This window comes from Roseisalinus antarcticus (genome assembly GCF_900172355.1).
Classification (GTDB): Bacteria; Pseudomonadota; Alphaproteobacteria; order Rhodobacterales; family Rhodobacteraceae; genus Oceanicola; species Oceanicola antarcticus_A.
In genome coordinates this window covers 25,936-38,369 of sequence record NZ_FWFZ01000017.1, presented here as the reverse complement: position 1 = coordinate 38,369, position 12,434 = coordinate 25,936, and the positions used below count along the sequence as shown (strand labels likewise).

9 protein-coding genes are annotated in these 12,434 nt (G+C 69.5%); 5 read left to right on the top strand and 4 right to left on the bottom strand.

Features of this window, described 5'->3' with window-relative positions:
- The first annotated feature begins 203 nt into the window (after positions 1-203).
- The 3 genes from ROA7023_RS14795 (at position 204) to ROA7023_RS14785 (ending at position 4,358) form a co-directional block, all read left to right on the top strand.
- Positions 204-806 (top strand): sugar transferase, encoded by a 603-nt coding sequence (locus tag ROA7023_RS14795; RefSeq protein ID WP_159458536.1) that lies wholly within the window; start codon positions 204-206, stop codon positions 804-806.
- Between the two features lie 50 nt (positions 807-856).
- Positions 857-3,019, top strand: coding sequence for a GumC family protein (locus ROA7023_RS14790; protein WP_085879813.1), 2,163 nt, complete (start codon positions 857-859; stop codon positions 3,017-3,019).
- 70 nt (positions 3,020-3,089) lie between these two features.
- Positions 3,090-4,358 (top strand): O-antigen ligase family protein, encoded by a 1,269-nt coding sequence (locus ROA7023_RS14785; protein WP_159458535.1) that lies wholly within the window; start codon positions 3,090-3,092, stop codon positions 4,356-4,358.
- A gap of 74 nt (positions 4,359-4,432) precedes the next feature.
- On the opposite strand, the gene ROA7023_RS14780 is transcribed toward ROA7023_RS14785, so the two are convergent.
- The 4 genes from ROA7023_RS14780 to ROA7023_RS14765 are packed head-to-tail and all read right to left on the bottom strand — an operon-like array spanning position 4,433 to position 9,351.
- Positions 4,433-5,890, bottom strand: coding sequence for a hypothetical protein (locus ROA7023_RS14780; protein ID WP_085879811.1), 1,458 nt, complete (start codon positions 5,888-5,890; stop codon positions 4,433-4,435).
- On the bottom strand, positions 5,881-7,014 hold the full coding sequence (locus tag ROA7023_RS14775; protein WP_085879810.1) for a glycosyltransferase family 4 protein: 1,134 nt from the start codon (positions 7,012-7,014) through the stop codon (positions 5,881-5,883). Before ROA7023_RS14775 ends, ROA7023_RS14780 begins: the two co-directional genes overlap by 10 nt.
- Positions 7,007-8,059 (bottom strand): sugar-transfer associated ATP-grasp domain-containing protein, encoded by a 1,053-nt coding sequence (locus tag ROA7023_RS14770; RefSeq protein WP_085879809.1) that lies wholly within the window; start codon positions 8,057-8,059, stop codon positions 7,007-7,009. Before ROA7023_RS14770 ends, ROA7023_RS14775 begins: the two co-directional genes overlap by 8 nt.
- Complete coding sequence (locus ROA7023_RS14765) at positions 8,056-9,351, bottom strand: lipopolysaccharide biosynthesis protein (RefSeq protein ID WP_159458534.1); 1,296 nt, start codon at positions 9,349-9,351, stop codon at positions 8,056-8,058. Before ROA7023_RS14765 ends, ROA7023_RS14770 begins: the two co-directional genes overlap by 4 nt.
- A 288-nt stretch (positions 9,352-9,639) precedes the next feature.
- On the opposite strand from ROA7023_RS14765, the gene ROA7023_RS14760 reads away from it, so the two are divergent.
- Positions 9,640-10,491 carry a sulfotransferase family 2 domain-containing protein gene (locus tag ROA7023_RS14760; RefSeq protein ID WP_159458533.1) on the top strand — a complete coding sequence of 284 codons (852 nt, stop codon included), beginning with the start codon at positions 9,640-9,642 and terminating at the stop codon, positions 10,489-10,491.
- A gap of 56 nt (positions 10,492-10,547) precedes the next feature.
- Entirely contained in the window at positions 10,548-12,416 is a 1,869-nt protein-coding gene (locus ROA7023_RS14755; RefSeq protein WP_085879806.1) for an SLC13 family permease, read from the top strand.
- The last annotated feature ends 18 nt before the right edge of the window (positions 12,417-12,434 follow it).

The following is a 12,434-nucleotide window of genomic DNA, read 5'->3' as shown; positions in this document are numbered from 1 at the left end:
CGCCGAAACGGCGTTACAAATTTGTCATAAATGTGGTGAGTGCATGAGAATTCGGCGACGGCGTCACGGGGTGATTCCGCAATCGGGTCAGCTTGCATTCCAATCTGAGACGCGGGGATACGGGACAGATGTCAATCGCAGAGGAAGGTGGCCGGGGCTTTCGCTCCAGGCCGACAGCCAGACACCGGTTTGACTATCAGAAATTGTTCAAACGTGTCCTGGACCTGGCCCTCGTGATCCTGATCTTTCCCGTGGCGTTTCCGGTCATGCTGGTGCTGATGGTCCTCGTTGCAAGCGATGGATCGTCGCCATTCTACGCCCAGACCCGGGTCGGGCGGCATGGGCGCATGTTCTATTGCTACAAGTTCCGCAGCATGGTTCCCGACGCGCCGGAGCGTCTGGCCGCGGTCCTTGCAGCCGATCCCGCTGCCGCGGCGGAATGGGCCTTCAATCGCAAGCTGACGAACGATCCGCGGATCACCCGGTTCGGCCGGTTCATCCGCGCGACCAGCCTCGATGAGCTGCCGCAATTGTGGAACGTCCTGCGCGGCGACATGAGCATCGTCGGCCCGCGTCCCGTCACCGAGGAGGAAATCGAGCTGCATTATGGCCGCGCCGCGCGCCGGCTGCTGTCGGTCCGCCCCGGTGTGACCGGATTGTGGCAGGTCAGCGGGCGCAGCGATGCCGTCCCCTACGACGAGCGTGTCCGCATGGACATGGCCTACGTGCAGTCGATTACCTTGCTGCGCGACGCCTCGATCGTGCTAAGAACGCTTTTGGTCATGGTGAAGCGAGCCGGTAATTGAGACGATTTGACAGAAATTCGCGGGAAGTGGGGCTGCCGGCCGGCGGTGCAATGGCCGAGGCCGAACCCGCCCTGTCGGATCTGCTGCGGGGCGCCTTCCGGTTCCTGCGCCGCCGCTATCTTGTCATCTGCCTCGGTGCGCTGGTCGGGCTCGCGCTCGCGGTCTTCGCCGTCATGAACCTCGAGGATCGCTATCGCAGCAAGCTGCTGCTGATGGTGGACGAGATCGGCGCCTCCTCGCTGGAGGCAGAGGCCCAGGAGGGCGGCGCCCGCGACGCCTTCGTCGACGGGCAGGTCTATATCATCGAGTCGAACGAGATCCTGCGCGATGCGGTCGCCCTGGCGAACCTGACCGAAGAACCGTTTTTCCAGCGCCAGCCCCGCAGCTGGGCCGCGCAGAAGATCGCCGAGCTCAAGGCGATGATCCGGCCGCCGCGCGTGGCGCCGGCGGATCCGGACCTGTCCGGTCTGACGCCGGAAGAGGCCTATGCCGTGCGGACACTCGATTCCGCGATGACCGTCGACCGCGAGGGCGACACCAACATCATCTCGATTTCCGTCGTCACCGATGGCGGCCGGCTGTCGGCCCGGGTGGCCGATGCGGTCGGCACCGCCTTCGCCATGAACCGCGAGGCAGCGCAGATCGGCCGTGCGACGCGCGTGGCCGGATGGCTGGATGACCGGATGTTGGAGCTGCGCCGCCAGCTGACCGAGGCGGAGGACGCCGTCGCCGCCTTCCGGATCGAGAACAACCTGCTGACCGGCGCCCAGGGCACCTCTCTCGGCGAACAGCAGCTGAACGAATTCAATGCCGAGCTGTTCCGCACCCGTGCCGAACTGGCCCAGCGCCGCGCGGCCTATGCCCGCGCGGTCGAGATCCTGAACGGCGGCGGCGACATCCAGTCCCTGCCGGAAGTGCAGCAATCGGATATCGTGAACGCCCTGCGCACGGCCCTGCTGGACCTGCAGCGGCGCGAGGCCGAGCTCGCGGGGCAGGGCAACAACCCGCGCCTGGCCGGCATCCGCGACGAGCGGGCCGCGATCGAGGCGCAGCTCAGCACGGAGGTGACCCGCATCGTCGAGGTCATGGCGAACGAGGTGGAAACGCTCGAGGCCCGCGAACAGCTTGTGAGCGAAGCCCTGCGCGAGGCCGGCGGACAATCCGGCGACGCCAGCCGCTCCAGCGTCGAGCTGCGCGAGCTCGAGCGCCGCGCCGAGGCCTACCGCGCCCTCTATGAACGCTATCTCGGCAGCTCGGGCCTGGCCGAGGAGAACCTCAGCTTCCTGGCCAGCGGGGTCGAGATCATCGACGCCGCCTCCGTCCCCAGCCTGCCCTTTGCGCCCAAATCCCAGGTTCTCGTCCTCTTCGGGCTGATCCTTGGCGCCATGCTGGGCGGGCTGATCGGCCTTTTGCGCGAGGCGATGCTGACCGGCTTCATGACCGTGGGACAGCTTCAGCGGGCGGTCGGCCTGCCGGTGATGGCCTGCGTGCCGCGGATCGGGTCGCCCGCCAAGGCCTTCGAGATGACCATGGACGATCCGATGTCCGCCTATTCGGAATCGATCCGGACCTTCCGGCACGAGTTGACGGAATTGTCGGGCGAGACCGGAACGCAGGTGATCACCATCACCTCCTCCGGGCCGGGCGACGGCAAGACCACCATGGCCCGCGCCATGGCCGGCTCCGCGCTGGTCGCCGGGCTGGACGTGCTGCTGATCGACGCGGACCTGCGCCGAGCCAAGCTGTCCCAGCTGCTTCAGATGAGCGACGACAGCGGCCTGTCCGAGTTGCTGAGCGGCGATGGCTACGGTTTCCGCGAACGCAACCTGGGCGGAGGCCTCGACGTGCTGCCCGCCGGCCGCGGCGCCCGCAGCCCGTCCGATCTGCTCGCGGGAAAGTCGCTCGCGCGATATCTGGAAGCCGCGCGTCAGACCTATGACCTGATCATCATCGACGCGCCGCCGGTGGCGAACATGGCCGACGCCTCTATCCTGGCCCGGGTCAGCGACGTGGTCGGCTTTGTCGTCCGCTGGAACGAGACCCCGCGAGAGATGGTGGTGGAGGCGATGAAACGGCTGGATTCCGAGGCGCCCGTGGGGCTGGCGCTGAACGCGGCCGACCTGTCGCGGGTCGCGCAATACGGCGAATCCTACGAGGCCTATGCCCGGGCGGCCGCCAACCCGCGCACGGTCCGCCGCGACGCGGCGGCCTGACCGGCAGCGTGATGCAAATCCTTCCGACATGTGGCAACGACGCCGGGCCGGCGCATCGGGCGGTCCGGCCATGAGCAGCCGGGTTGCCCTTCAGTCGGCCGCGGCGCCGTCCTATGCGAGCGTGCATATCTTCGCGTTCCGCTGCCTGCTGCTGTCTTTCGCCACCCTCTTCGTGGTGGTCATCGAGCCGGCGCCGAGCGATCTGTTCTTCGCGATCGGCTTTTTCGCGCTGATGGCCACGGGCACCATCTATGCCTCCGAGCGGCTGACGGCATTCTACTGGCTCGTCTTCCTGTTCCTGGCCCTCAATGTCCTGTCCCTGCTGCTGGCCAATGTCTTTGCCTTCGGTCTGAAATACTTCCTGATCACGCTCTACCTGCTGCTGATCCCGGTGCTGATGGTCCATTTCGTCGTCCTCTATGGCCGGCGCGGGCTGGACTGGATGTATGCGGCCTTCTTCCTCGGGGCCGCGATCTCGGCCGTCATCGGGGCGCTCGCGCTGATGCGGCTCGCGCCCGGGCCGGTGACGCTCTATTTCCGGGCCGAGGACGGGCTGCGCCTGTCGCCGCTGTTCAAGGATCCCAACGTCTATGGCCCCTACATGGCGGCCGCGGGCTTCCTGCTGCTGGGCCGATTGCTGTGCACCGGGGCGCGGGCGCGGCTGCAGCGGCTGGCGCTGGTCGGCTTCATCCTGTCGATGATGTTCCTGACCTTCTCGCGCGGGGCGTGGCTGAACGGGGCCATCGTCATCTTCGTGTCCTGCCTGGGGCTGGCCCTGTTCTCTCGGGCCTGGCAACAGCGCAAATGGTTCCTGATCCTGCTGACCGGGGGCACCGCGTTCCTGCTGCTGGCCGGGCCGCTGCTGCTCGAGGCGCTGAACCTCAAGGAGTTCTTCTCCCAGCGCAGCCAGCTGCAAGCCTACGACACCGACCGGTTCACCAACTGGGCGAGGGCCATCGACGTGATCACCCGCGAACCGCTGGGCATCGGTCCGGGCCATTACGTGGGCCAGAACCATTTTCCCCAGAGCGAATTCGACCTGGCGACCCACAACCTCTATTTGAAGGTGACCGTGGAGAACGGCTGGCTCGGGCTGGTCTGCTTCCTGCTGGCCATCGCCGTGGTGCTGGTCGGCCTCTCGCGGACCTGGACACAGCGCGACGGGCGCGAGCCGATCCGGATCGCGGTCTTCGCCGTCGTGATCGGGCAATTGGTCAATTCGGTGGTGGTGGATTCGCTGCACTGGCGACATTTCTTCGTGGTGCTGGGCTTTGCCTGTTGCGAGATCGCGCTGGCGGCCCAGTGGCGGGCCGCGCGGCGGTCCGCGCCACCGTCCTAGCGCCACCGTCCCGGCGCCACCGTCCTGGCGCCAGCGTCGCGGCGCCGCCGTCCAGGCGCCTCTGCCCCGGGCTTTCAGCGGTTGCCGCGCAGGCTGGCCCGCAGCGTCTTGACGTGCTCCTTCAGCCCCACCGCGCCCAGACCGCGGATCACGGTCCGACGGACCCGCGACTGGGCAAAGCGCAGACGGTAGACCAGGCTTCGCCAGGCTGCCCCGCGCGAGCTTTCGCGCAGAAGCGGGGCGATCTGCACCAGATCCTCGGCGTCGCGACCGGCCCGGCGCTGTTCCTTCATCTCGGCCACGCGGGCCAGGCTGACGAAGCGCAGGCCCCAGTAGTGCAGATGGTTGCGCGGATCGGCGAGCATGTCGGCCACGGCCGGGCCATGGCGCCGGCCGTCGTGCCATTCGATCTCGCCCGCGTCCGGCCCGGGCCGCGCGGCGATGTAATCGAGGTCCGACGGCGCCCGGATGCCATAGAGCCCCAGCACCATGCCGCTGTCGATCGCGACCTCCTCGGGCGACATGTCGGACCGGTCGAGCAATTGCCGGAAATCCTCGGCCATGCGCCGGACCTGCACGAAGCGGTTCGGCATGGCGTGGTTCAGCATGTGGACAGAGGATGGGTTGAGCAGCAGCCGCGCCAGGTCGACGGCCTCGGCATGGGTGTCGGTGATGTGGATCGAATGCTTGCCCAGCCCGAAGAGGGCGCGGACCTCTTCCTTGGCGGCGATCCTGTCGCGGCCCGGGGCCACGTCGAAAACCAGAACGCGCAGGGGCTGCGATCCGCTGAAACAGGGCACCATCTTGGCGGCGATGCCCGGGTGGTCCTGCTCGGGCGGGCCGAGCCAGGCCTCTCCGGCATAGACCTGGCTCATCAGGTTGTGCCCGCCCCGGGGCGAGAGCCGGACCGCCTTGCGATGGGCGACGGGGCCGAGGATCGCCTCGACCTTGTCCTCGGCATTGGGGGCAGCCGGCCAGAGCAGGGCGACCGCCGCGTGGGGCGCGGCGGCGACATGGGCCAGCGCGGCCGCGTCGATCGCCTCTTCGGGCATGCCGCGCGACCGGAAGAAGCGATGATCGTAGCGTACCGGATCGAGCCCGGTCTCGACCCCCACCAGCGGCCGGCCATGGTGGATGGCGGCGGCGGTGCGGTGGGCTCCGTTCAGGATCGTGCCGTCCGAGGCGAGCGGCACAAGCGTGGTGTCGGGGTCGAAGCCGCCCGCCTCGATGCTGGCGGCAAGCGCCGCGAAGCGGGTCTTGAACGTGCCGAGGTCGGCCTTCGTCACGTCCCCCGGCTCGGCCATGTCGCCCAGGGAGAAGGCCGCGATATGGGCATCGTAGAGCGCCTCGTGGAAGGTGCCGGGCGGGCCGTCGAGGCTGCGCAGATAGGCAAGTTTCACGCCCAGGTCCAGCCGGCCGGCCGTGACCTGGGGGCGGTATTCGCGCAGCGCGAAGCCGTCCGGGCGGTCGGGCATCCGCGCCAGCAGGAACGGCTCCACCCGTCCGGCGAGCTCTGCCTTCGTCAGGCGCATCGGCGCTCCTCCCGGCTGCGGGTGGCAAGCGCCGCGAGGTCGTCGGCGAGCCGGTCGAAATTCGCCCGTGCATCCAGGTGCTGCGCGGCATGACGTCGGGCCGCCCGCGACATGGCGTGGCGCAGCCCGGGGTCCGTGGCAAGCCGGCGCAGGGCCGCCACGAACCCCTCCGGATCGCCGGGCGCCGCCATCAGCCCGGTCTCGCCCTCGCGGATCAGTCCCGGGATTCCGCCCAGCCGGCTGGCGACGGCGGGCAGGCCGGCGGCAGCGGCCTCGGCCAGCACGTTGGGCGACATGTCGAGCGATGTCGGCAGGCAGAAGATGTCCATCCGCGGCAGGATCGCGCCGAAGAGATGCTCTCGCGTGACGGGGCCATGGGCGGTGACATGGGGGCCTTCGACCCGGGCGGCGGGATCGTGCGAGGCGATGTGCAGATGGCAGAGGCCCGCCAGCGGCCCCCGCACCCAGGCCAGCAGCTCGGGCCCGCCCTTGCGGGCGAAGTCATTGCCCACGAAGATCACGTTGACCGGCCCGTCGGTGCCCGTCTCGCGCTCGGCCGCCGCACCGAAGGCCGCGAGGTCCACCGAGGGCGGCATGACCCGCACCGACCCGGCGGCCACACCGCAATCGTCGCGCAGGGAGGCCGCGGCCCACTCGCTCATCGGATAAAGATGCGCGGCCCGGCGGCAGAGCGCGGCCTCTCGCGCCATCGCCGGCGCGGACCAGCGGGCGCGGCCCTTCATGTCGTTGATATTGGCGCGGGTCGCGTCGAGGGCCGCGGTGAAGGGCGGAGCACCCGGCATCCAGGCCATCGCCGCCGCGGGCCAGTGACCGGCGACATGCACGATGTCCGGCCGGAGCTGCCGGATCGCCGCCCGAACGGTCCGCCCCAACGGCCCGCGATGGGCGTGGATCGCGTCGATCGGCCGGTGCAGCCGCGACAGCATACCGCCCCCGTGGCGCGACACCGGCAGGGTCGCGGCCCGCGACGGCTCGTGCCAGATCGTGCTGAGCCGGATGTCGTCGCGCTGCGAGAGCCGCGCCTCCAGCTCCCGCGAATAGGTCTTCCACCCCAGGATCCGGTTGCCCACGAAGAGCACATGGGGTTCGCGCCGTTCAGCCATGGTGGAACCGGTCCCAGCCGAGATCGGCGAAGCAGGGCCCCTGGGTGGCCTCGGCGAAGTTCACCACGCCGCCTTCCCATTCGAGCACGGCCACGCCGCCGCCGGCCTCCGGCACCAGGTCCCAGCAGACATAGCGGGCCAGCGGCAGGCGGCCGTGCAGGTCGCAGGCGGTCTGGATGCAGGCGGCGATCCCCGGCACCAGGTGGCCGGCGAAGGCAATTCCGCTGTCGGGATGGGCGGCGACGGGCAGCCAGTCGGCCAGCACGCCTTCGGCGGCGAAGGCGCCGGTGGCAAGGTCGATCGGCACCCGGACCTGGCTGGCCGAGATCACGTGGGTCTCCGCCTGCCGCCCGAGCTTGAGATAGCAGGCCCGGGCCGAGACCCCTCCGTCCTGAGCGACGACGGTGCAGACCCGCAGCGTGGGCAGGGCGGCGCTGCCGAAGGCCGTCAGGGCGGGGTCGGCGACCACCCGCCGTTGCAACACCCCGTTGCCCAGCGTCCGCAGCGCCTCGATGTCGAGCGCGTCCGGCGCCAGAAACCGGATCCCCCGGCCGAAAGCGGAATGATCGGGCTTGAACACCAGCCCACCGGAGGCCTCGGCCGCGGCCCCCAGATCGCTCGCGGACAGCGGGCCGTAGTCGGGCGCCACGAGGCGGCCGTTGACCACGCAGGCCACGTCCGGAAACCCGCTCGCGCCGAAGAAGGCGTGATTGGCTGTGCGGTGGCGGGCGAGGTGATGGCAATCGCCGTTCACCCGGGCGAGGGCGGTGGCGATGTAATAGCTGTCGGGGATCCAGCCCTCGACAAAGCGGCCCTGCATCGCGGCATAGACCTGGAGCCAGGGGGCATGCGCCACGCCGCCCAGCACGTCGCCGGCATAGTCCCGCGCGGCCCGGTCCAGGCCCCTGTCCAGCGGGCCGCGCCGGGTGGCGAGCCGCGCAAGGGCGTGCCGCGCCTCGGTCTGCTTCAGGCGCAGGCGTCGTGCGGCGACGGCGTGGCCGGCCAGGGACCGGGCCCCGGACCTGATCCGCCGGGAGAGGCTCATGATGTCTCCGCCTGCGGGGTGGTCGGAAAGCTCCGCAGGACCGACAGGTAAAGCAGGGCGTTCAGCCCGGTCTGTGTGACCGTCAGCCCGACCATGGCCCAGGCCGCCCCCAGCGCCCCGATCCGCGGGATCAGCAGCAGCGACAGGGCGCAGACCACCACGAAGGCCAGCACGTTGGTCAGCAGGCGGCGGCGAAACGCCTGGCCCGCGTTGACCGAGGCGACAAGCGGGCTGCCCAGGATGCTGATCCCCGAGGCCAGCATCACGATCGAGAAGATGTCGGCGCGGTCATAGCCGGGGCCGTAGAGCACCCGCAGCACCTGCTCGCCCGCGAAGACCGCGATTCCGACCGCCACGACCCCGAGCCCGGCGGCGAACAGCGTCATCCCCAGCGACAGCCGGACAAAGGCCCGCCGGTCGGCCTTGCGCCAGTAGCGGCGCAGGCGCGGGGCGGTGACGCTGCCCAGGGTGTTGGAGATCATCGACAGGGCGGAATGCAGATAGGCGATGGCGCCGAAGATGCCGACGGTGGCAAAATCGACGTAGCGCTCCAGCAGGATCGGCGGCACGCTCATGGCCGCCCGCAGCATGAAAAGCGCCATCCCCAGCGGCAGGATCCACCAGGCCAGCGCCAGAATTGTGCTCAAATGCACGTTGCGCAGCTCCGAAAACGGCTGGGCCGCGCCGAGCCGGCGCAGCAGCGGCCGGTCGAGAAACAGGTAGGTCGAAAGCCAGGCCAGCGACTCGAAGGCCAGCGCCACCGGCAGGTTCTCGGTCAGCCAGAACGCCGCCGCGAAGACGCCAAGCCCCAGCCCGCCCCGTCCGAGGTTCGACAGCGCCACGTAATCCATCCGCTCGGCGCGCTGGAAGATACCGTGGTTCAGACTCATCTGGGCGCCGAAATACTTGACCATCGCAAAGGCGATGGCGGAGCCGTGCACCAGCCAGCCTGCATGGGTGTAGAAGGTCGCGAGGATCGCCAGCGTCATCAGCACCGCCAGCAGCCCCGCCAGCATCCGCAGGGCCACGTAGTCGGCACGGGTGAAGCGGTCGAGATCGTCCACGGTATGGACTTCGCGCATCCCCATGGAGGTCAGGAAAAAGAGCGGCGTCACCAGCGCCGATGCCAGCGCCAGCGCCCCGACATCCTCGGGGGTGCCAAGCCGGGTCAGCACAGCGATGATGCCGAACTGGGTCAGCGCGAAGACCGCCCGCCCCGAGACCGCGAAGCCCACGTTGCGGCGCAGCGACCGCTCCTTGACCGTGGGCATTCCGGGCACGTCGGCGCTCATCGGGCGGCGCCGGTCGGCACGGCCACGGGTGCGCATCCCGGTGGGACACGCAAGGGCAGACAACGGGAACGGGTATTGGACATGACGACAGGTCTTATTCAAATTCGACAAGACCTGTCTACACCCGCCTCGGGTGCTGTCGCGCGTGAAGCGCCGCCGCGGCGGCAACACAGCGGTCCGGCTCCGCGAACAATGGGCGCGCCGGGGCCGCGCCGGCGCGGTTGCCATTCGCGGGCGCATGGGGAACGGTCGCCTTCGGGGCGGCTCATATGGGGGATGAAGGATCAGATGGGACTTGTGGACATCGCGAAACGGCTGCGTCACCGCGCCACGGAACGGCTCCTGCCGCAGCCTTTCGTCTTTCATCACGTGCCCAAATGCGGCGGCACATCGGTGGGCCGCGCCCTTAGAAAACGGTATTTGCTGAGCCAGGCGACCGTGATCCCGGAATCGAGCTTTCGCGCCTTCGAGGCCTTCACCGGCCGCCACGACCGGGAGCGGCTGCTGGTCGATGTGCTCGACCTCAGAGAGCAGATGCTGCTCTACCTGATGTTCGAGGGGGTGCGGGGGATCTCGCTGCACGTGCGGTTCTCGGAAATCGCATGGGAACGATTCGAGACGGACTACAAATTCGTGACGATCCTGCGCGATCCCGTCGACCGTTTCGTTTCGCACTACAATTGGAGTCGCGAGAAGCCCGGCGCCCATGCCCGAATCGAAGAGCCCTTCGATGCGTTCCTGGACACCGACCGCGCCCGCCGGCTGGGGGCGACCTATGTGGAATATTTCTGCGGTCTCCCGAAAGAGGCCGACATCACCGGCAGCGAGGCCATCGCGCGGGCGGGGGCCACGCTCGGGCGGTTCGACGTGGTCGGCAGCCTCTCCGACCTGCCGGCCTTCACCGGTGCGTTGCGCCGCGAACTGGGCGTTCGGATCCGCATCGGCCACGAGAACCGGGCCCGCACATCCACCGCGGCCGTCACCGCCCGCACCCTGACGCCCGCGCAGCGCGAGCGGGTCGAGGCGCTTTGTGCGCCCGACATCGCCGTCTGGCAGGCCGCCCGGACCTGCCTGAGCGGTCCGGAAACACGGACCTCGGTGCCGGACCCCGCCGCCGTAACGCCGCCCACGGGCCGATGAGGCGCCCGCCCGGACCCGCGCGACCCTGACCGACCCAGATCACGAAAGCCCCCGCCATGACCGCGCCCCAAGTCCTGATCTGCACGATCCTGATCGCCATGATGGGGCTGTTCCTGTGGGGGCGGTTCCGCCACGACGTGGTGGCGCTCGCGGCCCTCATGGCCAGCGTGGTGGCGGGGCTGGTGCCCGCCGATGCGGCCTTTGCCGGTTTCGGCCATCCGGCGGTCATCACCGTGGCCTGCGTGCTCGTGCTCAGCCAGGGGTTGAAGAACACCGGTGCGGTGGACTGGCTCGCGCGGGTCTTCCTGCCGCGCCAGACGGGCCGGCTGACCAGCATGCTGGCGCTGCTTGGGCTTGGGGCGCTGATGTCGGGCTTCATGAACAACGTGGGCGCCATGGCGCTGTTGATGCCGATCGCGGTGCAGCTTTCGGACCGGCTCGGCCTGACCCCGGGGCAGAGCCTGATGCCGCTGGCCTTCGGCACGATCCTCGGCGGGATGACGACGCTGGTGGGCACGCCGCCCAACCTGATCGTCTCTGGCTTTCGCGAGGAGGCGGGGCTCGCGCCCTTCGGAATGTTCGACTTTGCCCCCGTAGGCGTGGCGGTCGCGGTGCTGGGGGTGATCTTCGTCGCCGTCATCGGCTGGCGCCTGGTGCCGGCGCGCAAATCCTCGGCCGGCGAGGGCTTTGACACCGGCACCTACCTGACCGAGGTCCGGGTGCCGGACAAGAGCAAGGCCGTGGGCCTGACCCTGCGCGCCTTCGAGACCAAGATCGAGGACACCGGGGTGCAGATCGTGGGGCTGGTGCGCAACAGCGTCCGCCTGACCGCCCCGCACGGCGGCCGGCGGATCCGCAGCGCGGATATCCTTGCGGTCGAGGGCGATGTCGACGGGCTGACCGAGGCGCTGTCGGTATTCGATCTCAAGCTGGAGGAGAACGACGCCGCCACAGAGGAGGACCCGGACCGCGCCGCCGACGCCGACGCCGACCCGGAGGCGGACGCGGATCGGGAGGGGACAGGCACGTCCGGCGATGACGAGGCCCGCGACGCCTCGGAGCGTGACGAGGACATCGTGCTGCGAGAGGTGGCGGTCCTGCCGGGGGCCACGATCGTCGGACGCTCTGCCAGCGACCTGCGGCTGCGCACACGCTACGGGCTGAACCTGCTCGCGGTCGCGCGGCACGGGCATCCGCCACGTTCGCGGTTGCGGCAGCTCAAGCTGAAGTCGGGCGATCTGCTGATGCTGCAGGGCCCGGCAGAGATCATGTCCGAATTCATCAACGACACCGGCTGCGTGCCGCTGGGCGTGCGCGACCTGCGGATCCCCGACAAGCGGCTGGCGGCGGTGGCGGGGGGGATCATGCTGGGCGCGATCGGGCTTGCGACCTTCGGCCTGCTGCCGGCCGCGGCGGCCTTCGCACTGGGGGTGCTGGCGTCGATGCTGTTCCGGACGGTGCCGCCCCGGCAGGTCTATACCTCGATCGACTGGCCGGTGGTCGTGCTTCTGGCCGCGCTGATCCCGGTCGCCGGGGCGATGCAGAGCACCGGGACGGCCGACCTGCTGTCGCGGCTGCTGGTCGACACGGTCGCGCGGGGCAACCCGGTCGCGGCGCTGGCGGTCGTGCTGGTGACGGCCATGTTCCTGTCGGACATGATGAACAACGCGGCCACCGCCGCGGTCCTCTGTCCGATCGCGCTGGGCATCGCCTCGGCCCTCGGGGTCAATCCGGACAGCTTCCTGATGGCGGTCGCGATCGGCGCGTCCTGCGCCTTTCTCACGCCGATCGGGCACCAGAACAACACGCTGATCCTCGGCCCGGGCGGGTTCCGCTTCGGCGATTACTGGCGGCTTGGCCTGCCGTTGGAGGCGATTGTGGTCGCCGTCAGCATGCCGGTGCTTCTGCTCGTCTGGCCCTTGTAGGGTCTGGCCCCGGCAGAC